This is a genomic window from uncultured Pseudoxanthomonas sp. (assembly GCF_947498795.1).
GTDB lineage: Bacteria > Pseudomonadota > Gammaproteobacteria > Xanthomonadales > Xanthomonadaceae > Pseudoxanthomonas_A.
Window position 1 is genome coordinate 575,706 of record NZ_CANMLQ010000002.1, and the last position, 23,203, is coordinate 598,908.

Below are 23,203 nucleotides of genomic sequence, written 5' to 3' on the forward strand. Positions count from 1 at the left end.
GCTCCGCGCGTCAGATGGCGGCCCCTGCCGAGAGACCGCCATGGCCGCAAAGACCGCATTGATCCGTCGCCACGCCGACGAGACCGCCCTGTTGCCTGCGGTGCACGCCGATGGCGGTGCGCTGGCCGAGCGACTCGCCGGCAAGTACCGCGACCGCGTCACCGGGCAGTTCGTCATTCCCGCACGCGAGGGGCGTTACGAAGCGCTGCCAGACGACGTGCCGGCGGCATTGGCCGATGCCTTGCGCCAGCGCGGCATCGACCGGCTGTATTCGCACCAGGCCGAGGCATGGCGGCAGGCGCAGGCCGGCGATCATCTGGCCATCGTCACCCCGACCGCCTCCGGCAAATCGCTGTGCTACACGATGCCGGTGGTGGCGTCGGCGCTGTCGCGCCGGGGCAAGGCGCTGTACCTGTTTCCGACCAAGGCGCTGGCGCAGGACCAGGTGGCCGAGTTGCTCGACCTCAGCCGCGCCGGCGACCTGGGCCTGAAGGCCTTCACCTTCGATGGCGATACGCCGGGTGATGCACGGCAGGCGATCCGCCTGCATGGCGACATCGTGGTCAGCAACCCCGACATGCTGCACCAGGCCATCCTGCCCCATCACACGAAATGGGCGCAGTTCTTCGAGAACCTTCGCTACGTGGTGATCGACGAGGTGCATACGTATCGCGGCGTATTCGGCAGCCATGTGGCGAACGTGCTGCGGCGCCTGAAGCGCGTGTGCGCCTTCTACGGGGCCACGCCTCAGTTCATCGTGTGCTCGGCCACCATCGGCAATCCCCAGGCGCACGCGGAAGCGTTGCTGGAACTGCCGGTGCATGCGATCACCGAGTCCGGTGCGCCGACCGGCGAAAAGCACGTGCTGCTGTGGAATCCGCCGGTCGTCAATCCCGACCTGGGCCTGCGCGCATCGGCACGCTCGCAGAGCAACCGCATCGCGCGGCTGGCGATCAAGGCGGGTCTGAAGACACTGGTGTTCGCGCAGTCGCGCACCATGGTCGAAGTGCTCACCAAGTACCTGAAGGACGTATTCGACAGCGATCCGCGGCTGCCGGCGCGCATCCGCGCGTATCGCGGCGGATACCTGCCGACCGAACGGCGCGAGGCCGAGCGCGCGATGCGCGATGGGCGCGTGGACGGGATCGTCTCCACGTCCGCGCTGGAACTGGGGGTGGATATCGGCAGCCTCGATGCGGTGGTGCTGAACGGTTATCCCGGTTCCATCGCGGCGACCTGGCAGCGCTTCGGCCGGGCCGGGCGACGGCAGCAGGCATCGCTGGGCATCCTCGTCGCCAGTTCGCAGCCGCTGGACCAGTACGTGGTGCGGCATCCGGAGTTCTTCGCCGACAGCCCGCCGGAGCACGCACGCATCGCGCCGGACCAGCCGATGATCCTGCTGGACCATGTGCGCTGCGCCGCGTTCGAGCTGCCGTTCCTCGCCGGCGAGCCGTTCGGTCCGGTCGATCCGTCGCCGTTCCTCCAGCTGCTCGACGAAGACAGCGTGGTACACCGCGAAGGCGACCGCTACGAGTGGATCGCCGACAGCTATCCGGCCAACGCGGTCAGCCTGCGTTCGGTGGCGGACGGCAACTTCGTGGTGGTGGATCGTACCGACGGGCGCCAGGTGATCATCGCCGAGGTGGATTTCAGTGCCGCGCCGCTGACGCTGTACGAGGGGGCCATCCACATGATCCAGTCCGCGCCGTACCAGGTGGAACGTCTGGATTGGGAAGGCCGCAAGGCCTATGTCACCCGCACGCAGGTGGACTACTACACCGACGCGATCGACTACACCAAGCTGAAGGTGCTTGAGCGGTTCGATGGCGTCATCGCCGGGCAGGGCACGTGCCACCACGGCGAGGTGCATGTGGTGCGCCGCGTGGCTGGTTACAAGAAGATCCGTTACTACACGCACGAGAACATCGGCTACGGCCCGGTTAACCTGCCCGACCAGGAGATGCACACCACCAGCCTCTGGTGGCAGCTGCCCCCCGCGCTGCTGGAGTCGGCCTTCGAGTCGCGGCAGGACGCGCTGGATGGCTTCCTCGGCGCGGCGTACGCGCTGCACATCGCGGCCACCGTCGCGGTGATGGCGGAAGGTCGGGATCTGCAGAAGGCGGTGGGCGACGGTGACGGCGCATGGTTCGCGCTGCCCGATACGCAGGGGCGAGGACAACTGCGCGGCACCGACAGCCAGGTACTGTCGCCGGTGTCGGGCGAGCGTTTCATTCCCACCGCGTATCTTTACGACAACTACCCGGGTGGCATCGGCCTGAGCGAACCATTGTGGCGGCGCCAGCGCGAACTGGTGCAACGGGCGGCACAGCTGGTGTCTTCGTGCGATTGCAAGGCGGGGTGTCCCGCCTGCGTCGGGCCCGTGCTGGCGAACGAGGAGGACGCGGACACCACGCCGCGCGCACTGGCTGCGCGGGTGCTGCAGCTGTTGGACGCGGCGTGAGCGTCAGCCTGGAGAAGCTGCAGCGCCTGCGTCGCCAGGCGGGGCAGGGCGGTGGTACGTCGCCCTCGGCTCCTTTGCCGCCGGCGCACGATCCATTGCCGGCACTGCGACGCATGCTCGGGATCCGTGAGCGGGCGCGTCCGGCCGTCCCCCGGCGCGCATGCGATCGTGCGCTGCCGGGCGACGAGATCGCGCCGGGGCTGCTGCACATCGAACAGGTGTTGCCGTTCGACGCCGTGCCGCCCCACGTGGACGGCACGTTCGCACGGACCGGCGCACTGCCGACGCCTGGCATGCTGTTCTTCGACACCGAGACCACCGGCCTGTCCGGCGGCACGGGCACGCGCGCCTTCATGGTGGGTGCGTCGGATTTCGTTGCGGCCGGGCTGCGCGTGCGCCAGTTGCTGATCACCCACCTGTCGGCGGAGCCGGCGATGCTGCGCGTTTTCGCCGGCTGGTTGTCGGAAGACACACGATTGGTCAGCTACAACGGTCGCTGCTACGACGCGCCGTTGCTGGCCACGCGCTACCGGCTGGCGCGGCAGGGCACGCCGTTGGCCGGCATCGAACATCTCGACCTGCTGTTCCCCACGCGGCGGCGGTATCGGGGGGTGTGGGAAAACTGTCGCCTGGGCACCATCGAGCGCAATGCGCTGGGCATCGTCCGCGAAGACGACCTGCCGGGCTCCGAAGCACCGGGCGCCTGGCTGCATTACCTGCGCGGCGGCGACGCCGGCCTGCTGCGGCGCGTGCTGCATCACAACTTCCAGGACGTGGTGACGCTCGCCCACCTGTTGCTGCACCTGTCGGCGCCACCCGAAGCCTGAGGAACGGCGTGCTTGACCGTGCAGGAGGGCGCGTCGGATGCTGATCATGTCGGGGCACCGACGAGGATGCGATTCCCTCCGCTCCAGGAGCGTTGCATGAAGACCGCTGTCGTCCTGCTGGCCATTGCATTGTCCGCGCCGGTGGCGGCGCAGGACCGGCTTCCGCCCATCGACAGGTTCGACTTGGGTGTGGGCCTCTACGCGGCCGACCACGATCTCGACACGCGCTGGGATGCCAGCGATGGATCGAGGGGCGCGCGCGTCGACTTCCAGCGCGACCTGGGATTCGCCGATCGGCAGGATGCGCTGGCCTGGCGCATCGGTGGCAGTCTGGGCACGGCGCGGCGGCACACGTTCGACGCCTTCGGCTACGACTACGACGACACCAGCATGCGGGTGCTCGACCGCATGCTGGAGATCGGCGACAACGTGTATCCGGTCGATGCGTCCTTCGAAGGCCGTCTGGATCTCGACATCACCGGCGTGGCGTATACGTGGATGTTCCTGCATGACGGACGCCAGGCCGCGGGCATCGGCCTGGGTGCGATGCGTTACGACATCCGCGCCGACCTGGATGCCAGCGCGACCCTCGCCGGTACGCCCGCCGCGTATGCGAACGACCTCTCCGAAGACGCATGGGCCCCCATGCTGCGTGCCGAATACGTGCGATCGCTGTCCATGCGCTGGCGCTGGGGCGCGGCACTGGCGTACACGCGCAAGAACGGCGGTGCGGTCAGCGGTGATGCGTTCGATGCGCAGGTCGCCCTGGACTACCTGCCTTGGCGGCACCTCGGCTTTTCCCTGCGCTACAACTACAACAACGTGGACCTGGACCTGCGGCGCACGCGGTTCGATGGCAACATCCACCTGAACAACCGCGGGCCGCAATTGCTCACGCTGTTCCGGTTCTGAACCGCCTGTCGGGGAACCACCGACAGCGGAGTGTGAAGCGTTGCGCATTCCCTGCATCGCGGCTCAAGAATGCGCCGCCATGGCCGACACCCTTGCTAGATTCCACATGAGCCGTGCCTTCCCCCCGTGGAAGGCATGCATCGAACTTGCAAGAAAAGAAGGGGACGTGCCTTGCGCATTCTGTACGTTGGCGACACCGCCTGCCTGCCTGACGATCTGGCCGACTACATCGGCGACATGGGCGACGAGTGGACGGTCGAGACGGTAGCCGACGGGAAGTCGGCGATGTTTGCGGTCGCCAATGGTCCGGTCGACGTGGTGATGGTGGGACCGGCGCTGCCCGACCTGCCGCCGGCCACCTTGCTGGGCCAGATCCGCACGCTGCGCTCGGAGACGATCCGCATCGCCCTGCTGGAAGGCAATGCAGACAGCCTGTCCGCCCCCATCAAGCTGATCGGCGTGGCGCACCGCTTCCTGCCGCTGCCGTTGTCGTCGGAAACGGTGCTGGAAGCGATCCACAGCCTGGAAGAACTGCGCGACCTGCTGGACAGTCCGCGCCTGCGTCGCGCCATCGGTCGCGTCGAACACCTGCCGTCGCCGCCGCACCTGTACTTCGCCCTGACGCGCGCACTGGAAGAAGACGAAGGCACGGCCAACGACATCGCCAAGCTCGTGGCCGGCGATCCGGCCATCGCGGCCAAGGTGCTTCAACTGTGCAACTCGGCCTACTTCTCCAGTGGCCGCTCGATCACCGACCTGCGTGCTGCGGTGACGCGGTTGGGCCTGGGCACCTTGCGCGACCTGGTGCTGGCGAGCGAGGTGTTCTCGATGAAGACCGCGGCCCATGTCGACCGCGGCGCGCTGCAGCAGCGTGCGCTGCTGGCGTCGCGCCTGGCGGCGAAGATCCTGCCGCGGACCAGCTCCGAACTCGGTGCCACCGCGGCGCTGCTGGCCGACATCGGCCTGCTGCTGCCGGGCGTGCGCGACGAGCGCGATACGCCGGCCAGCGAGGACGACGACCGCCCCGGTCACACCGAGGCGGGCGCCTACCTGCTGGGCCTGTGGGGCCTGCCGATGCCGATCGTCGAAGCGGTGGCATTCCACCGCCAGCCACAGCGTTCCAGCCTGCGCAGTTTCTGGGTGCCCGGCGCCGTGCACGTGGCCGGTGCGCTGGCCAGCAACGAACCGGTGGACGAGGGTTACCTGAAGTCGCTGGGCGTGCTGGACCAGTTGCCCAACTGGCGCCAGATGGCCGAGACCATGGTCGAGCGCGCCGAAGAGCAGGCGGCCTGACGCGTCTCCGATTCCGCGTGCGCGCCTGCGCGCGATGCAGCGTCTGCGATGCTTCACGCCTGTCTACGTGGAGCGGCCCGCGAGTGACGTCGTGGCCGTCATTGCGGCGCAAGCCGGAATCCATGGCCTCTCAGCGATGTCCTTCCTTGCGAACGTCAGGGAAAGCAACGGCAACGTGGGTCCCGGCTTTCGCTGGGACGACGGGGCTGGCGTGTCCGAATCCGTGCCGCCATCCCTTGCTGTCATTCCAGCGCAAGCTGGAATCCACTGTCCGTCAGTGATCCGCATCCTTCGTGCGGCGGGGAAGGCAAGGGCGAGAGGGGTCTCGGCTTTCCCCGGGGACGACGGGCCGTGACGCTGTCAGGGACGGTAGGTGGGAGAGGTCTCCTGCACCTTGCCTGCTGGCCTGGCGATGATCCGCGGGCGTAGCCACGCGGCGAAGTCGGCTTCGCCGAGACTGCCTTCCGACAGGCCCAGATACTGCGGATAGAGTTCGTGGTCTTCCGCCGACAATGTGGCGCCATTGAGTACGATGAAGACTTCGCAGGCCACGGCTGCCATGCGCTTGTTGCCGTCGACAAAGGGGTGGTTGCGGGCCAGGCCGAAGGCCGTGGCGGCCGCCAGATCGGCCAGGTCCGGCGTGGGTTGCCCGTAGGCGTGCAGCTGCCGGGCGCGCGCCAGCGCCGATTCCAGCAAGCCCTCGTCGCGGATGCCGGTCGCGCCGCCATGCTCGGCCAATTGCCGGTCATGGATGGCCAAGGCCAAGGCCCGGCTGATCCAGACGATCATCCGCGCTGCTTCATTGGGCCAGCTTGTGGAGCAGGGTGCGGCGGCTGCGCATCACCTGCTCGGCCACCTCCATCTGCTCGGCCAGGGTGGGATCGTAGACCGTCAGGCGGATGCCGTCGGGGGTCTCGAGTGCATGGAGTTCATCGCCTTTTTCCAGGCGAAGGCGCGCCAGGAGATCCTTGGGCAGGATGACGCCGGCAGAGTTGCCGACCGTGGTGATCTTGAGCTTCATGATTGCCTTCCTGACGTTATAACCATGGTTATATTGGGGCGGATGAGGGGTTGAGGCAACCCGCACGTTTTTCTCGTCATGTGAGACCTGAAGGTGTACAAATGTACACCCATGAACCCCATCGATCTGCCTCCCCAACGTGCCGCCGTCCTGGCCTTCCTGCGCCGGGAGCTGGCGGCCGGACGCGCGCCCAGCCTGGCGGACATCGCCGGGGCCTTCGGCTTCGCCTCCCGCAATGCCGCCCAGAAGCACGTACAGGCGCTGGTCGCCGATGGCCTGCTGGAACAGGCGCCGGGCCAGAAGCGCGGCCTGCGCCTGCCCGGCGGTATGGCCGACCTGCTGCCGTTGCCCGTGCTGGGCCGGGTGGCCGCGGGCCAGCCGATCGGCGCCGACATCGGCCTGGACGAACAGCTGTGGCTGGACCGTCGGCTGTTTTCGCCGCAGCCGGACTACCTGCTGAAGGTGCAGGGCGATTCGATGATCGACGACGGCATCGTCGATGGCGATCTGGTCGGCGTGCATCGCACGCCGGAGGCGCGCGACGGCCAGACCGTCGTGGCCCGCATCGACGGCGAACTGACCATCAAGCGCCTGCAGCGCGAGCGCCGGCGTATCCGCCTGTTGCCGCGCAATTCCGCGCACGCGCCGATCGAAGTGGAGCCGGGGCAGGACTTCGCCATCGAAGGCGTGTACTGCGGCCTGGTGCGCCGCGGTTGAGATGGGCGCCGTCGTCGCCCTCGACACGCTGCTGGCCGCGCGCACGCTGTGGCACGCGGGCCGCAGTGCGGCGATCGCCGCCGATGGCGAACCCACAGGCCATGCGACGCTCGACGCGCTGCTGCCGCAGGGCGGTTGGCCACGGCGCGCCCTGACCGAGCTGCTGCTGCCTGCCGACGGCGTGGGCGAACTGGCCTTGCTGCTGCCCACGCTGGCACGCATGACCCAGGCCGGCAGCGCGGTGGCGGTGATCGCGCCGCCCTACGTGCCGTATGCGCCGGCCTGGCAAGCCGCGGGCGTGGACCTGGCGATGCTGGAGATCGTCGAAGCCGCGCCACGCGATGCGTTGTGGGCGTTCGAGCAATGCCTGCGCAGCGGTGCCTGCGCCGCCGTGCTGGGCTGGCCCACGCACGCCGACGGGCCTGCGCTGCGCAGGTTGCAGGTGGCGGCCGACAGCGGCGAATGCCTGGGCTTTGCGCTACGCGACCGTCGCCACGCGGCCAATCCCTCGGCGGCCGCGCTGCGCGTGGAAGCCATGCGCGATGCGCAGGGCGGCACGCAGTGGCGGGTGCGCAAATGCCGGGGTGGTCCGGCACCTGCGCAACCCTTCGCGCTGGTCGCGCATTGAGGCCTACCGATGCTCTGGGCCTGTGTACTGCTGCCGCAGCTGGCGCTGGACGCCGTCCTCCGGCGTTTGCCTGATCCCGACGCGCCGCTGGCGCTGGTCGGCGGTGCCGTGCAGTTGCGTACCTTGCAAGCGGTGAATGCCGCTGCCGCGCAGGCGGGCCTGCGGGCCGGCATGCGGCTGACGGCCGCGCACGCGCTGTTGCCGGAGTTCGCGATGGTCGAATACGACCCCTCGGCCGAAGCGCGCTGGCAGCGGTTCCTCGCCGCCTGGGCGTATCGCCACAGTTCGCTGGTAAGCGCGCAGTGGCCGGGCTGCCTGGTGCTGGAGGTGCGCGCCAGCTTCCGCCTGCTGGGGCCCTGGCCGCGCATCGAGGCGCGGTTGCGCGAGGAACTCGGTCTGTTGGGTTTCCAGCATCGTCTCGCGCTGGCACCCACGCCGCGCGCGGCGCATGTGTTCGCCGGCCTGCGCGACGGACTGGCGGTGATGCAGCCGGCGGCGATGGCGGAAATGCTGGACCGCGTGCCGGTGCGCCGTGCGCGCCTGCCGGACGATGCCGGCGAACGCCTGCATCGCATGGGCATCCGCGACCTGCGCACGCTGCGCGACCTGCCACGCGACAGCGTGCGCCGCCGTTTCGGCTTGCCGGTGCTCGACCACCTGGATCGCCTGTACGGCCAGGCCGACGACGCGCTGGCGTACTACGCGCCGCCGGACCACTTCGATGCGCGCATCGAACTCGGCTACGAAGTCGAGAGCCACATGGCGCTGCTGTTTCCGCTCCGGCGCCTGATCGGCGACCTGTGCACCTACCTGTCCATCCGCGACGGCGGCGTGCAGCGCTTCGTGCTGCGGCTGGAACACGAGGAGGGCCATACCGATGTCGAGGTGGGCCTGCTGGCCGCCGAGCGCGAGCCGGCGATGCTGTTCGAACTCACCCGCAATCGCCTGGAGCGCGTGCAGATCGCCCAGCCGGTGGTAGGCGTGCGCCTGCTGGCACGCGAGCTGCCGCCGTTCGTGCCGGCCGCGCGCGATCTGTTCGATACGCGGCCGCAGCAGCAACTGCCGTGGCCGCAGTTGCGCGAACGCCTGCGCGCGCGCCTGGGCGACGAGGCGGTGCATCGTGTGGCACCGGCCGGCGATCCACGCCCGGAGCGCGCATGGCGACGCGTGCAGGGCGATGGCAGTCGCATCGAACGGGCGCCCCTGCGTCCGCCACGTCCGACCTGGTTGCTGCCGCAACCGGTGCCGCTGCGCGATCCGCATCCGCGCATCGTCTCCGGGCCCGAGCGGCTGGAAAGCGGCTGGTGGGACGGCGAGGACGCGCGCCGCGACTACTACGTGCTGGAGACGTCGCAGGGCCAGCGCGCCTGGGCGTTCGCGCCGCCGGGCGAGCAGGGCGGCTGGATGCTGCATGGGTGGTTCGCGTGAGCTGGGACGATGCGGTGGACGGCGTCGACCGCGATACGCCCGGCGGTCGCCCGCCCCGCGCGTGGGAAGTGGCGCAGCGGTTGCGCCGGCATGCCGCGGCCAACGACGACGGCCCGCAGGAAGATGCCTGGCCGGCCTATGCGGAACTGCATTGCCTGTCGGACTTCTCGTTCCTGCGAGGCGCGGCCAGTGCGGAAGAGCTGTTCGAGCGGGCGCGCGATCTCGGTTATGAAGCGCTCGCGATCACCGACGAATGCTCGCTGGCCGGCATCGTGCGCGGTTGGGAAGCTTCGCGTGCGACGGAGGTGCCCCTCGTCGTCGGCAGCGAGTTCACCCTGGCGTGCGGGTTGAAGTGCGTGCTGCTGGTGGAAACCACGGCCGGCTACACGCGGCTGTGCGAACTGATCACCACCGCCCGGCGTGCCGTCGACAAGAAGGGCTACCGGCTCACGCGGCTGGACATGGAGCGCCTCCTGTCCGACGTCGATCCTGCCGTCTGCGGCCTGTTCGCACTCTGGCTGCCGGCACCCGAGATCGACGAAACGCAGGGGCAGTGGCTGCAGTCGGTGTTCGGCGATCGCGCGCATGTGGCGGTCGAACTGCACCGTGAGCAGGACGATGCCGCCCGACTCGCGCGCCTGCTCGAGACCGCCGCACGCCTCGCCATGGTGCCGGTGGCGGCCGGCGACGTGCACATGGACGTGCGCCGCCGCCGCGCGCTGCAGGACACGATGACGGCGATCCGCCATGCCGCACCGCTGGCCGAATGCGGCGAGCACCTGTTCCGCAACGGCGAACGCCACCTGCGCACGCGACGGGCGCTGGGCAACATCTATCCGCGTGCCCTGATCGATGCCGCGGTGGCGCTGGCGCGGCGTTGCAGGTTCGATCTCAAGCGCGACATCCATTACCGCTATCCCGCCGAGCTGGTGCCGGCGGGCCACACGCCCACCACGTGGCTGCGCGAACTCACGGAACGCGGCATGCGCGAGCGCTGGCCGGAGGGCGTGCCGGATTCAGTAGTGGATCAGATCGACGGCGAACTCGCGCTGATCGAAGAGCTCCAGTACGAGGCGTTCTTCCTGACCGTGTGGGACATCGTGCGGTTTGCCAGGGAACAGCACATCCTCTGCCAGGGACGTGGTTCATCGGCGAATTCCGCGGTCTGTTTCGCACTGGGCATCACCGTGGTCAATCCTGCCGAAAGCCGCCTGCTGATGGCCCGATTCCTGTCCAAGGATCGCGGCGAACCGCCGGACATCGACGTCGACTTCGAGCACGAGCGCCGCGAGGAAGTGCTGCAGTACGTCTACACCAAGTACGGCCGCCGCCGTGCCGCGCTGGCCGCCACGGTGATCCGTTACCGCGGCAAGAGCGCGGTGCGCGACGTGGCCAAGGCGTTCGGCCTGCCGCCGGACCAGATTGCACTGCTGGCCGACTGCTATGGCTGGGGCAACGGCGAGGCACCGATGGAGCAGCGCCTGCGCGAGGCGGGGTTTGATTCGGGAAATCCACTCATCCGGCGCGTGCTGGCGGTGACCGACCAGCTGCGCGACCACCCGCGTCACCTGTCGCAGCATGTGGGAGGCTTCGTGATCGGCGATGCGCCGCTGTCCACGGTAGTGCCGGTCGAGAACGCGTCGATGGACGACCGCAGCATCATCCAGTGGGACAAGGACGACCTGGAGACGATGGGATTGCTCAAGGTCGACTGCCTGGCGCTGGGCATGCTGACCTGCATCCGCAAGGCGGTGGACCTGGTGGAGAAAAACCGCGGATTCCGTCTGGATCTCGCGCGCCTGCCGAACGATGACGAAGCGACCTTCCAGATGATCCAGGCCGCCGACACCGTGGGCGTGTTCCAGATCGAATCGCGCGCGCAGATGAGCATGCTGCCGCGGTTGAAGCCGAAGGAATACTACGACCTGGTTGTGGAAGTCGCGATCGTGCGCCCCGGCCCGATCCAGGGCGGCATGGTGCATCCCTACCTGCGCCGCCGGCAGGGCAAGGATCCGGTGACGTATCCGTCGGAAGGGGTGAAGGAGATCCTCGGGAAAACGCTCGGCATCCCATTGTTCCAGGAACAGGTGATGGAACTGGTGATCCATGCCGGCTATACGCCTTCGCAGGCGGATGGTCTGCGCCGCTCGATGGCGGCCTGGAAGCGGGGCGGCGACATGGAACCGCATCGCCTGCGCATCCGCGAGCTGATGCTCGGGAAGAATTACTCTCCGGAGTTCATCGACCAGATCTTCGAGCAGATCAAGGGCTTCGGTTCCTATGGCTTCCCGCAGAGCCATGCGGCCTCGTTCGCCAAGCTGGTCTACATCAGCTGCTGGCTGAAACGGCATGAGCCGGCCGCCTTTGCCTGCGCGCTGCTCAATGCGCAGCCGATGGGCTTCTACTCGCCCAGCCAGATCGTGCAGGACGCGCGACGCGGGCAGGGCGGGCGCGTGTCCATTGATGTCCTGCCCGTCGACGTCGCCGTCAGCGACTGGGACAACACACTGGAAGGCGGGCATGTGCGCCGCGGGGTCGATGACGGCGGACAGCCCTCGCTGCGGCTCGGCTTCCGGCAGGTGGGCGGACTGTCGGAGGACGCCGGCAAGGCGATCATGGCCGCGCGCGCGCAACGCCCCTTCGCCGATGTCCGTGATCTCTGCCAGCGCGCCAGGCTCGACGAGAAGGCGCGCACTGCCCTGGCCGAAGCGGGCGCGTTGCATTCGCTCGCCGGGCATCGCCATGCCGCGCGCTGGGCGGTCGCCGGCATCGAGCGGCAGCGCCCGTTGCTGCCCGGCAGCCCGGATGAGGAGGCGATCGTCCTGCCCGCTCCGACGGTGGGCGAGGACGTGACCTCGGACTACCGCATGACCGGGCTGACGCTGGGCGCGCATCCGCTGTCGTTGCTGCGCGAACGCCTGCAGCGGCAACGCGTGGTCGATTCGCGACAGCTGCGCGGGTTGCCACACGGGCGGGGCGCCTTCGCGGCCGGCATCGTCACCCAGCGGCAACGGCCGGCCACGGCGAAGGGCACGATCTTCGTCACCCTGGAGGACGAGCACGGTATGGTCAACGTGGTGGTGTGGTCGCACGTGGCGCTGCGCGACCGCAAGGCCCTGCTCGGCGCGCGCCTGATGGCGGTACGCGGCCGTTGGGAACAGGTGGACGGCGTCTCCCACCTGATCGCACGCCGGCTGGAGGATTTCAGTCACCTGCTGGGCGAGATCCAGCCCGGCTCCCGTGACTTCCACTGACCTGCCATGCGTGCGCTGACCGCCCACACCGATGATCTGTTCGCTCCCGCGATGCACCGCCTCGTGCATGACGATCAGGGCGGCATCCGCTATTGGCCGGGTGCGATCGATCCCGATACGGCGCAGGCATGGTTCGAGGCCCTGCACGCACAGGCCGCGTGGATCCATCTGCAGCGCCCCATGTACGACCGCATCGTCGACGTGCCGCGCCTGCTGGCGAACTACGCCGTGGATGCACTGCCGCCCGAGCTTCCGCTGGCCGGTCTCCTGGCCTGCGTGCAGGCGAGGGCGCCTGCGCCCTATTCGCGCATCGGCATGAACCTCTACCGCGACGGCCACGACAGCGTCGCCATGCACGGCGACAAGCTGCATACCGTAGCCGCCGGCCATCCGATCACCCTGGTCTCGCTGGGCGCGCCGCGGCGCATGCTGATCCGCGCACGCGAGGGCAGGCGCGAAACGCTGGCGGTGGACCTCGCGCCGGGAAGCATCCTGTCGATGAGCCATGCGTCGCAGAGCACGCACGAGCACGGCATTCCGAAGACCCGGCGTTCGCAGGGGCCGCGGATCAGCGTGGTGTTCCGGGTGAGGCCTTCGTCCCCTGTGGGAACAGGTGGCTTGGCAGGTGTGGGAGCGACGTGAGTCGCGAAGGGTCACCTGTAAAGCTTCATCGCGACTTACGTCGCTCCCACAACAGGCTGCCCAAAAAAAAAGCCGCGAGGGCATCGCGGCGTGAGGGGAAGGACTGCATGAAAAGGAGAGGCCGGTCAGCCCATCAGCTTGAACAGCGACAGCTGCTGCATCTGCATGAAGACCGTCTGCGCGGCCTGCAACGCGGTGTTCTCCATCTGGTAGCGGCCGATGGCCTCGGCCCAGTCCAGGTCGCGCAGGGTGGACAGGGTGCCCTGCAGGGTGACGTTGTTGGCTTCGCGCAGGGCGGCCGCATCCTCGATGGCGGACAATTGCGCGCCGCCGCTGGCGCGGGCATCGATCATCTTTCCCTGCGCGGTCCCGACATCGCGCATGGCGGCCTGCAGGTTGTTCTGCATCGCGGCGCGCTGCGCGTCCGTGGTGGGGTTGGCGTCCAGCGTGTCGATCAGTCCCTGCACGGTGGCGAAGATGTCGCGGCTGCCCGAGGGGCCCAGGGTGAAGCTGTCGCCGTTGGCGGGCTGACCATCGATCTTCATCTGCACGCCGGCGAAGGCAATGCTCTCGCCCTTGGCGTAGGTGCCGGTCGTGACCGCATTGCCGCCTGCATCCAGCACCTGGTACGTGTTGCCGGCGCCGAACGAAAGCGTGTAACTGCCGCCCGACCAGAGGGTGGAATCGGTGACGCTGAAATCCATCAGCAGGCCCGTACCCGTGTTGCCCGGAGCGGCCCGTCCGTCGATGCGGCCGTCGCCGGTGCGCAGGCGCAGGAAGACCTCGCTGCCGGGCAGGGTGTCGGCGACGAACATGTCCGGCGCCACTTCCACCTGGCGCTGCGTCTGGTCGCCGCTGTAGATCACGCTGCCGCCGGCGATGGCGAAGGGCGTGCTGCCGTCGCTGGTGCCGCCGAACAGGTAGCGGCCGGCACCGTCGGTGCTGTTGGCCAGGTCCAGCAGGCCGGCATAGATCGCCTTCAGCTCGGTGCTGATGGCGTGGCGGCTGTCGTCGCCCATCGCCGCGTTGTTGGCCTGGATCGCCAGCTCCTGCACGCGCGCCATCGCTTCGCCCACGCGGGTGAGTGCGTTCTCCTGCAGGCCGAGGCGGTTCTGCACCGCGTTGGCGTTCATGCCGAAGCGTTCGAGTTCGGCGACGGCCCGGTCCAGGCCGACCGCGGTACCCGCAGCGACCGGATCGTCCTTGGCGGTCACCAGGCGTTGCCCGCTGGCGAGCTGCTGTTGCGTGTGCGCCAGTTTCGCCTGCTTGGCCAGCATCGTGGAGATCGACTGCTGGTACATCATTCCGGTGGAGATGCGATTGTTCATCGGCGTGTGGCGCTCAGCAGCGATTGGAACAGGGTGTCGGCGGTCGCGATGATCTGCGACGCCGCCTGGTACGCCTGCTGCAGGCGCATCAGGTCGGCGGCTTCTTCATCCAGGTTGACGCCGGAAATCGCATCGCGCGCGGCCTGCGCCTGGTCGTGGATGACCTGCTGCGCCTGGGCGGAGTAATCCGCCTGTCGCGCCGCCGAACCGACCTGCGTGGTCAACCCGCCGATGGCGCCATTGAGCGTCAGCGTGCCGCCGTTGAGCGCGCGCGCGTCGTCCAGGTTCGACAGCAGCCTGGCGTTGCCGTTGTCGCTGGAATTGGCGCCGGTCGGGCCCACGCTGAAGCGGTCGCCGGCGGCGGGTGCGCCGTCCAGCACCAGGCTCCAGCCGTTCGACGCAATGGTCTGTCCGGGGGTGTAGACGAACGGGCCGGCGCCATTGATGGTGTAGTTGGTGGCATCGAGGAAGTCGATGTCGACCGGCGCCAGCAGGCCCGCATGGCTGGCGTCCAGCACTTTCAGGCCGCTCAGCTTGCCGCTGCCGGTGTTGGCCATGTCCGTCGTGGCCTTGACCGGCGTGGCCGCGGCGATGCGGCCGGGATCCGTGATCGCGACGCCCAGGTTGCCGGCGGCGCCCGCGGTGGGTTGCAGCAGGAAGCGATCGTTGGCGGCCGGGGTGCCGGACGCGAGCACGACCTCCACGCCGTTCACCACCAGCGGATCGGCCGCCGTGCCCGTGCCGGTCGTTGCGATGGCGGCACCGGTGTCGGGATGCGTCGCCACCCATGCGCTGCCGTCGAAGCGCAGCAGCGCGTTCTGCGAATTGAGTGCCGAGACGCTGCCCACGGCCGTCTGCAGCACGGCGGTGCCGGTGTTGCCGGCGTTCGACGAAATGCGTGGCGCGGGCAGGCTGAAGAAGTCGGCGCCCAGCTGTCCATACTGGTCCATGCCCGCGCGGTGGCCGGCATTGAACGTATCGGCCAGCGACGTGGCGACGCGCCCAAGCTCGGCGACCGCCGGGTCCAGCACCGTGGTGCGGAACTCGATCAGGCCGCCGATCTGTCCGCCCATCGCGCGCTTGTCGAGCGTGATGCGCTGGCTGTTCGTTTCCAGCGCCACCTGCAGCCGCTCGGGGCGGTACGCGTCGGGCACGGTGACGAGCCGGCTGGCGGTAGCGCCGACGACCAGGGGTTGTCCACCGGCGCTGAACACGTTGACCAGCCCGCCGTCCTGCGTCACCGCGTTGCCGCCGGTGAAGGCCACCAGTTCGCTGATCAACTGGTCGCGGCGGTCCAGCAGGTCGCCGGAAGGATGGGTGTTGCCGCCGATCTGCCCGTTGAGCTGGGCGATCTCCTTCGCCAGCCGGTTGACTTCACCGGTGGCGGCGGTGAGTCCGGCATTGACCTCGGTATCCAGCCCGTCCAGGTGCTGGTCGATCTGCCGGAAGCGCGTGACCAGCGCGTTCGCCTGCGCCAGCACGCTTTCGCGGTCGGCCGAGCCGGCCGCGTTGGACGACAGCGCGCTCACCGAATCGAAGAAGCTGGACCACGGCGCGCTGATGCCCGTCGCCTTTTCGGAGAACAGCTGGTCCAGGCGCGTGGACAGCACCGACAGCTGCTGCAGGCGCGACAGTTCGCCGCCGCTGTCGAGCAGGCGCGAGGTCGCCAGCGAGTCCGCCATGCGGCGGATGTCGACGATCTGCACGCCGTTGCCCTGGTAGCCCTGGCCGAAGTAGGTGCCGTCGCGCGCTTCGAACTCGGCGCGCTGGCGCGAATAGCCGGGCGTGTTGATGTTGGCCACGTTGTGGCTGACCGTCGACAGCGCACGCTGGAAAGCGAGGAGGGCGCTGCTGCCGGTGGCGAGAAGGTTGGACATGCGTGCTCCGGGGTCAGCGCTTCAATGCGTTGCCGATGGCATTGCCGACGAATCCGCCGACCTTGCCGCCGACGCTGTCGCCGATGGCCGACAGCACTTTTCCGAGTGTCGGACCGTTGGCGATCGAGGCGATCTTGTTGGCATACGTCGGGTCGGTGGCGTAGCCGGCGCGCTGCAGGCCGCGGGCGAAGCCCGCAATGTCCTTGCCGGCCGCCAGTGCCTGCTGGTAGCGCGGATTGTTCTTGAGCAGTCGCACGTAGTCGGCGAAGCTTTCCGCGGGCGACGCGTACGCGCGGAAGTCCGCGGTCTCGCTGTGCTTCACGCCATTGCTGTATTCGTGCGTGGCGGTGCGGGCGCGCTCGCCCTTCCAGCCCGTCGCCTTGATGCCGAACAGATTGTGCGCGCTGTCGCCATCGCCGGTCTTGATCTGCCGCTTGCCCCAGCCGGTTTCCAGCGCAGCCTGGGCGACCAGCGCGCGCGGGTCGACGCCCAGCTCCTTCGCCGCCTGCTTGGCGTGGTCCCAGATCTCGGCGACGAAGCGCTCGGGCGTATTACGCGCGTACTTCGACGGATCGGCCGACGCGACCTGTTCCACCTCATCGCAGGCGGCGTCAGGACGGACGGTGATGGTGTCCAGCGTGATCGTGCCAGGCATGCCGGCGTCGTTGCGCACGGCGCTGCTGCCGATGCCGCGGCCTGCGATGGCGTCCAACATGGAATCGGCTTCGTTGCCCGGCAGCAGGCGCTTGTACGCGGACAGCGCCGTGGTGGCGGGAACCGCGGGCGTGGTGCTGTCGGTCGCGCCCAGCTGCCGCGCGATCATCGGCGCCAGGCCCAAACCGCGCCCTTCGCTCATCGCCTTGGCGATCTGCTGGTCGTACATGTCGCGGAATATCTGGTTTTCGCCGGGAAACAGCGAATCACCGAAGCCGGCCTCGCGCATGCACTTGATCATCATCTGCGCGAACTGGCCTTCCAGCTTCTTCGCGACGTCGTGGATGCGCGCGTTGTCGGGCTTGCCGCCGGCATCGGCCAGCGGCAGGGAAGGATTCAGCGTTCCGATGGGCATGCTGGCCATGTCAGATCACCTCGAGCTCCGCGCGCAAGGCGCCGGCCTGCTTCAGGGCTTCCAGGATCGCGATCAGGTCGCCGGGTGCGGCGCCGACTTCGTTGACCGCGCGGACGATCTCGTCCAGCGAGGTGCCGCCTTCGAACTTGAACATGCGGTTGCCTTCCTGGCTGACGGACACGCTGGACTGCGGGGTCACCACGGTGGTGCCACCCCGGGAGAATTCGTTCGGCTGGCTGACGTTCGCCGATTCGGTGATCGTCACCGTCAGCGAGCCGTGCGTGACCGCCGCCGGCATCACCTGCACCTGCGCGCCGATCACCACGGTGCCGGTGCGCGCGTTGACGATGACCTTCGCCGGCGCGCTGCCGGGGGTGAGTTCCAGGTTCTCGATCTGGGCGAGGAAATTCACCCGGCGCGAGATCTCGGCCGGTGCGCGCACCGCGACGGTGACAGCATCCAGCGCGTAGGCATTGCCGGCGCCGAAGTTCTGTTCCAGCGCCGCGACCATGCGCGACACCGTGGTGAAATCGGCGCGGTGCAGGTTCAGCGTGATGGTGCCTTCGCCACTGTCCAGTGCATTGGGGATCGCACGCTCGACGGTGGCGCCGTTCGGAATGCGACCCACGCTGGGCACGTTGACCGACACGCGCGAGCCATCCTTGCCCTGCGCACCAAAGCCGCCGACCACCAGGTTGCCCTGGGCGATCGCATAGACCTCGCCATCGGCGCCGCGCAACGGCGCCATCAGCAGGCTGCCGCCGCGCAGCGAAGTGGCGTTGCCGATCGATGACACGGTGATGTCGATCGGCTGGCCTGGCTTGGCGAAGGCGGGCAGCTCGGCGTGAATGGCCACGGCCGCCACGTTCTTCAGCTGTGGATTGACGTTGGGCGGAATGTTGACGCCCAGCTCGCCGAGCATGTTCTTCAGGCTCTGCACGGTGAAGGGCGCCTGGCTGGTGCGGTCGCCACTGCCATCCAGGCCCACCACCAGGCCGTAGCCGACCAGCGGGTTGCTGCGCACGCCGCCGACCTGGGCCAGGTCCTTGATGCGCTCGGCACGCGCAGCGGGCGCCAGGCAGATCAGCACCAGGCCGATCCAGGCCAGCAGCCCCAGCAGCGTGTAGGTGTCGATGCGGCGCGACTTCTTCGCGGGTGCCGGTGCAGCGCGGTTGGCTTCGTTGGCGTCCATCACGGTGCTCAGTTCGGGAAGATCGGGGAGTTGAAGAACCGGCCCAGCCAGCCCATCGAGTTGGACTGCGCGATCGCGCCGCGGCCGCCGTAGGCGATGCGCGCGTCGGCGACCTTGCCGGAGGAGATCGTGTTGTCCGGATTGATGTCGGCGGGGCGGACGATGCCCTGGATCTGCACCAGCTCGTCGCCCTGGTTCAGGCGCATGTTCTTCTGGCCCTGCACCACCAGGTTGCCGTTGGGCAGGCGCTGGATCACGGTGACCGTCACGCTGCCCTGCAGCTTGTTGCTCTGCGCGCTGTTGCCTGCGCCGCTGAAGCCGCGATCGCCATTGACCGAAGCGCTCAGGATGTCGCGGCCGTTGTACGTGACCGGCGCACCGGCGATGTTCGGGGCCGCGATGGCGATTTCGCTCTGTTTGTCGACCGAGGTGGTGGCCGACGTCTGCGCGGTGGTGTTCTCCACCAGGTTGATCGTCAGCAGATCGCCGACGTCGCGCGCGCGGCGGTCCGCGTAGAGATTCAGCCCGGGGCCGGCGCGGTAGATGGAACCCGCGGTCGCCGGTGACTGCGCAGCGACGATCGGCTGGATGGGCTGCATCGGTGCGTACGGGCGCACGTCGCCGTAGTAGCGTGCACAGCCCGGCAGCAGGATGAGCGCGCAGGCGAGGGTGGTGGCGGACGTGGTGCGCTTCATGGCGTGTCTCGTGGCGTGACGGTGGAGTGAGGCGTCAGACGTTGTTGTTGAGGTAGCCGAGCATCGAGTCGGTGGTGGAGATGGCCTTGGCGTTCATCTCGTAGGCGCGCTGGGTCTCGATCATGCTCACCAGCTCTTCCACCACGTTGACGTTGGAGCCTTCCAGCGAACCCTGCACCAGACTGCCCAGCCCGTTGAGGCCGGGCGTGCCGTTCTGCGCGGGGCCGGAGGCGGTGGTCTCGACGTAGAGGTTCTCGCCCTTGGCCTGCAGGCCCGACGGATTGACGAAATCGGTCAGCGTCAGCGAGCCGATCTCCAGCGCCTGCGCCTGGCCCGCCATGGTCACGCTGACGGTGCCGTCGTTGCCGATGGTCATCGACTGCGCGCCTTCCGGCACCTGGATGCCGGGTTGCACCGGATAGCCGCTGTTGGTGACCAGCTCGCCCTGCGCGTTGATCTGGAACGAGCCATCGCGCGTGTAGGCCGGTGAGCCATCGGGCAGCAGCACTTCGAAGAAGCCGCGGCCGTTGACCATGACGTCCAGCGAGCGGCCGGTCTGCTGCGGGTTGCCCTGCTGGAAGTCCTTGGAGGTCGACACCACGCGCACGCCGGTGCCGAGTTGCAGGCCGGACGGCAACTGGGTCTGCGAGGAGGTGGAGCCGCCCGGCTGGCGGACCTGCTGGTACAGGAGGTCCTCGAAGCTGGCGCGGTCGCGCTTGAAGCCGGTGGTGTTGGTGTTCGCCAGGTTGTTGGAGACCACGGACATGCGCGTCTGTTGCGCGTCCAGTCCGGTCTTGGCGACCCAGAGGGCCTGGTTCATGGCGTGGTTCCTCGCGGAGTGGAAGGGGTGGAAACGCGCGGTGCGGTTCCTCGCTTCCTCTCAGGCAAGTCCTGTGCCGAAATGGGTGTCGTGGTTCTGGCGCTGGGATTGGCGCCGAAATGGGACGGAGGTTCCGGTCGCGGCGTAGGCGTGGCGGAAAACCGGCGGGGCCTGGCGTTAGCCCCTCTCCCTGCGGGAGAGGGGTTGGGGTGAGGGGCAACGAAGCCGGTCTCCCCCGGCTATCAGGCATGTTTCCAAATCCGCCATTCACTCGAAACGCACACTCATGATGAATGTGTTGAGTGCGTCTTTCGTGGGCGGGGCTTTGGGTCAGGCATGGCGCCGCTCGCCGCGGGGGCCTTCTTGACCAGCCATTCGGCTGTTGAAGAGCGTTTCTTTGCTTGTGCAAAGAAAGGAGCAAAGAAACACACCCCAAGCGGCACGCCCTTCGCTTCGCTCCGGGTCCGCGAGCGGGCCGGGAATTTTCGTAAGGCACATCCATGTGCCATACGAAAACGCCGTCATCCATGACGGCGCCCTTCGGGTTTTACCCGGCCCACTCGCCGTGCCTCATGGGGACCCGGAAAGCGTGAGCAACAGCGGAAGCAGCTCTTGGGGCCCCTGAGGTCCGGCAGTCACGGCGGGTAAAACCCCGCAGGGGCGGCGCACAGGGATGTGCGCCGTTTTCGGCCAGGGCAGGATGCCCTGTCCGAAAATTCCCGTCGCGACTGCGCACCCGCCGCGCAGCGGCGGGCGGACCGCCGGGGTGTGCTTTCTTTGCCTACTTTCTTTGCACAAGCAAAGAAAGTAGGGCCCCCGCGGCGAGCGGCACCATGCCCAAGAAAAAGAAAACCCATCCCGCAAGGCCATCGAACCAAAGCTGCGCCGCGGATGTGGTGACAGCCAATGGCGGACTGAAGACATGGTCTTCGTTGCCCCTCACCCCAACCCCTCTCTCCCACAGGGACTTCCTTCGGTCGCCGGAGGGAGAGGGGCTTAAGAGCGTCAGCTACCCAACCGCAGCAGCTGATTCGACGACTGCGCCATCTCGTCACCCGTGCGGATGACCTTCACCTGCATCTCGAACTGCCGCTGCAACTGGATCATCTGCACCAGCGCACCGGCCGCATCCACGTTGCTGCCTTCCAGCACGCCCATCGTCAGGCTGTTGCCATTGGCCACCGGCAACGCCGGCGCCTGCGGATCCGAGGGACGCATCAGGCCATCGCCGCCCCGGGCGAGCTGCGACTGGGCGGCTTCCACGATGCGCATGCGACCGACGATGGCCATCGTCTGCGGGCCTTCGCCTTGCGGGATGATCGACACCGTGCCGTCGGCGCCGATGTCGATCGACTGTGCAGGCGGGATCGCGATGGGATTGCCGTTGTCGTCCAGCACCGCACGGCCACCGGCGGTGACCAGTTGGCCGTTCGGGGTGACGTTGAGCTCGCCGTTGCGCGTGTAGGCCGTGCCACCGTCGGCGGCCTGCACGGCCATCCAGCGGTTCGGCTGCAGCGAGATGTCGAGCGAACGGCCGGTGACCATCTGCGATCCGGTGCGCCCGTCGAACCCTGCATCGATCAGCATGGCATCGACGCGCGAGGGGAAACCCTGGCCCTGGATCTTGAAGGCTTCCGTGCCGGCCAGCGCCGCCTTGAAACCCTTCGTGTCCACGTTGGCGAGGTTGTGCGACACCGTGCCCTGCGCCTGCAGCGAAGCGCGGGCGCCGGTCATCGCGACGTAGAGTGCCTTGTCCATGCGTCAGCCTCCGTCGGCCGTGCCGCCATCAACGGATGTTGATGACGGTCTGGGTGATCTGGTCCTGCGTGGACAGCATCTGCGAGTTCGCCTGGAAGTTGCGCTGCGCCACGATCATGTTGACCAGTTGCTCGGTCAGGTCGACGGTCGAAGCTTCCAACGCGCCCGAGGCCACCTGGCCGAAGTCCGACGTGCCCGGCGCGCCGATACGCGGTTCACCGGATGCGAAGCTGTGCGTCCACGTGTTGTTGCCCTGCGACACCAGACCCTGCGGATTGGTGAAATTGGCCAGGCCGACCTGGCCGATGGCGCGGTCCACACCGTTGGAATAGCGCGCATACACCACGCCTTCCGGCGAAACGCTGAACTCGTTGAGCTTGCCGGTGGCGTAGCCGTCCTGGTTCTGGATGCGCTTGGCGAACTGTTCGCCGTACTGCGTGGTGCCGCTGATGTTCATCGTCATGTTGAGCACGCCGGCGCCGGTGCTGGGCGTGAACGGTGCCAGCGTCACCAGGCCGTTGGCCGGGGCGGTCAGCGTACCGTTGTTGTCGAACTGCACCGTGGTCGGTGCGCCCATCGAGGCGCCGTCCACATAGGTGTGCATCTGCCACTCGTTGGGGTTGGCCGTCTTCACGTAGTACACGGCCTGCTGGTGGGCCACGCCGAGCGAGTCGTACACCGTCACCGAGGTGGTCTCGTTGTAGCTGGCGCTGTCGGTGGGCGAGAACGGCGCGATCGTCGGCTGCGACGCATTGCCGGGCAGGGTCACGCCCAGGTCCACGTTGGTGGTCGGCGAGGGCGCACTATCGGTGGTCAGCAGCTGCAGGTCGACCAGGTTGCCGGTATCGAAGCCGACGCCGTCGGCGCGCGGCGGGAACACCTGCAGGCGGTAACCGTCGGGCGTGGTGACGAAGCCATTCGCGTCGCGCTGGAAGTTGCCGGCGCGGGTATACACGTTGGTGCCGTTGTTGCTGACGGTGAAGAAGCCTTCGCGGTCGATCGCCAGGTCCAGGTAGCGGCCGGTCTGGTTGATGTCGCCCTGCGAGAACTGCTGGGCCACGTTGGTCACCCGCACGCCCGCGCCGATGCCGTTCTGCAGCAGGCCGTAACCGGTGGTGGAGAACACCTCGGCGAACTCCGCGCGCGACTCCTTGAAGCCGCTGGTGTTGACGTTGGCGATGTTGTGCGAGGTGACGTTGAGGTCGGCATTGGCCGCCCTCATGCCGGACAGCGAGCTGTTGAAAGCCATGGAAGACTCCTTGCTGGATGCGGTGGGAGTGA

Annotated in this window: 19 protein-coding genes; 9 read left to right on the forward strand and 10 right to left on the reverse strand. The window is 68.1% G+C overall.

The features are described 5' to 3' along the window. Positions 1–40: 40 nt before the first annotated feature. The 4 genes from Q0907_RS08845 to Q0907_RS08860 all read left to right on the forward strand — a co-directional run bounded on the left by Q0907_RS08845 (position 41) and on the right by Q0907_RS08860 (position 5,493). Positions 41–2,461 (forward strand): DEAD/DEAH box helicase, encoded by a 2,421-nt coding sequence (locus tag Q0907_RS08845; RefSeq protein ID WP_299343353.1) that lies wholly within the window; start codon positions 41–43, stop codon positions 2,459–2,461. Further along, a complete protein-coding gene (locus Q0907_RS08850) occupies positions 2,458–3,288 on the forward strand; it encodes a ribonuclease H-like domain-containing protein (RefSeq protein ID WP_299343354.1) in 831 nt (276 codons plus the stop codon). The genes Q0907_RS08845 and Q0907_RS08850 overlap by 4 nt, the downstream gene beginning before the upstream one ends. A gap of 96 nt (positions 3,289–3,384) precedes the next feature. Further along, positions 3,385–4,200 carry a hypothetical protein gene (locus Q0907_RS08855; RefSeq protein WP_296281818.1) on the forward strand — a complete coding sequence of 272 codons (816 nt, stop codon included), beginning with the start codon at positions 3,385–3,387 and terminating at the stop codon, positions 4,198–4,200. A 171-nt stretch (positions 4,201–4,371) separates the two neighbouring features. Continuing rightward, complete coding sequence (locus Q0907_RS08860; RefSeq protein WP_296281820.1) at positions 4,372–5,493, forward strand: HDOD domain-containing protein; 1,122 nt, start codon at positions 4,372–4,374, stop codon at positions 5,491–5,493. A 360-nt stretch (positions 5,494–5,853) separates the two neighbouring features. On the opposite strand, the gene Q0907_RS08865 is transcribed toward Q0907_RS08860, so the two are convergent. Both Q0907_RS08865 and Q0907_RS08870 read right to left on the reverse strand, forming a co-directional pair. Beyond that, positions 5,854–6,282 (reverse strand): type II toxin-antitoxin system death-on-curing family toxin, encoded by a 429-nt coding sequence (locus tag Q0907_RS08865; protein WP_299343356.1) that lies wholly within the window; start codon positions 6,280–6,282, stop codon positions 5,854–5,856. A gap of 10 nt (positions 6,283–6,292) precedes the next feature. Further along, positions 6,293–6,514, reverse strand: coding sequence for an AbrB/MazE/SpoVT family DNA-binding domain-containing protein (locus Q0907_RS08870; protein WP_162110343.1), 222 nt, complete (start codon positions 6,512–6,514; stop codon positions 6,293–6,295). 111 nt (positions 6,515–6,625) lie between these two features. Here Q0907_RS08870 and lexA point away from each other — a divergent pair, with 111 nt between their 5' ends. The 5 genes from lexA to Q0907_RS08895 are packed head-to-tail and all read left to right on the forward strand — an operon-like array spanning position 6,626 to position 13,183. Continuing rightward, entirely contained in the window at positions 6,626–7,231 is a 606-nt protein-coding gene (gene lexA, locus Q0907_RS08875; RefSeq protein WP_296281826.1) for a transcriptional repressor LexA, read from the forward strand. 1 nt (position 7,232) lies between these two features. After that, positions 7,233–7,859: a translesion DNA synthesis-associated protein ImuA gene (gene imuA / locus Q0907_RS08880; RefSeq protein WP_299343357.1), complete on the forward strand. Its 627-nt coding sequence runs from the start codon at positions 7,233–7,235 to the stop codon at positions 7,857–7,859. A gap of 9 nt (positions 7,860–7,868) precedes the next feature. Further along, on the forward strand, positions 7,869–9,287 hold the full coding sequence (locus tag Q0907_RS08885) for a DNA polymerase Y family protein (protein ID WP_299343359.1): 1,419 nt from the start codon (positions 7,869–7,871) through the stop codon (positions 9,285–9,287). After that, the gene (locus Q0907_RS08890) at positions 9,284–12,541 is read left to right on the forward strand and encodes an error-prone DNA polymerase (RefSeq protein ID WP_299343360.1); all 3,258 of its coding nucleotides are present in this window, start codon (positions 9,284–9,286) and stop codon (positions 12,539–12,541) included. The genes Q0907_RS08885 and Q0907_RS08890 overlap by 4 nt, the downstream gene beginning before the upstream one ends. Before the next feature lie 6 nt (positions 12,542–12,547). Continuing rightward, complete coding sequence (locus Q0907_RS08895; RefSeq protein ID WP_296281833.1) at positions 12,548–13,183, forward strand: alpha-ketoglutarate-dependent dioxygenase AlkB; 636 nt, start codon at positions 12,548–12,550, stop codon at positions 13,181–13,183. Between the two features lie 125 nt (positions 13,184–13,308). Here the strand turns inward: Q0907_RS08895 and flgL are convergent, their stop codons facing one another. The 8 genes from flgL to flgE all read right to left on the reverse strand — a co-directional run bounded on the left by flgL (position 13,309) and on the right by flgE (position 23,171). Beyond that, a complete protein-coding gene (gene flgL, locus Q0907_RS08900; RefSeq protein WP_299343362.1) occupies positions 13,309–14,511 on the reverse strand; it encodes a flagellar hook-associated protein FlgL in 1,203 nt (400 codons plus the stop codon). After that, a complete protein-coding gene (flgK, locus tag Q0907_RS08905; RefSeq protein ID WP_299343364.1) occupies positions 14,508–16,388 on the reverse strand; it encodes a flagellar hook-associated protein FlgK in 1,881 nt (626 codons plus the stop codon). The genes flgL and flgK overlap by 4 nt, the downstream gene beginning before the upstream one ends. 13 nt (positions 16,389–16,401) lie before the next feature. Then, positions 16,402–17,457, reverse strand: coding sequence for a flagellar assembly peptidoglycan hydrolase FlgJ (gene flgJ / locus Q0907_RS08910; RefSeq protein WP_299343865.1), 1,056 nt, complete (start codon positions 17,455–17,457; stop codon positions 16,402–16,404). Between the two features lie 10 nt (positions 17,458–17,467). Further along, entirely contained in the window at positions 17,468–18,649 is a 1,182-nt protein-coding gene (locus Q0907_RS08915; RefSeq protein ID WP_299343365.1) for a flagellar basal body P-ring protein FlgI, read from the reverse strand. An 8-nt stretch (positions 18,650–18,657) separates the two neighbouring features. Continuing rightward, a complete protein-coding gene (gene flgH / locus Q0907_RS08920; protein WP_299343367.1) occupies positions 18,658–19,344 on the reverse strand; it encodes a flagellar basal body L-ring protein FlgH in 687 nt (228 codons plus the stop codon). Between the two features lie 34 nt (positions 19,345–19,378). Continuing rightward, positions 19,379–20,164, reverse strand: a complete 786-nt coding sequence (flgG, locus tag Q0907_RS08925) for a flagellar basal-body rod protein FlgG (protein WP_185896369.1) — start codon at positions 20,162–20,164, stop codon at positions 19,379–19,381. Positions 20,165–21,169: 1,005 nt separating this feature from the next. Beyond that, positions 21,170–21,922: a flagellar basal body rod protein FlgF gene (locus Q0907_RS08930; RefSeq protein ID WP_299343368.1), complete on the reverse strand. Its 753-nt coding sequence runs from the start codon at positions 21,920–21,922 to the stop codon at positions 21,170–21,172. 28 nt (positions 21,923–21,950) lie between these two features. Further along, on the reverse strand, positions 21,951–23,171 hold the full coding sequence (gene flgE / locus Q0907_RS08935; RefSeq protein ID WP_299343369.1) for a flagellar hook protein FlgE: 1,221 nt from the start codon (positions 23,169–23,171) through the stop codon (positions 21,951–21,953). Between the last annotated feature and the right edge of the window lie 32 nt (positions 23,172–23,203).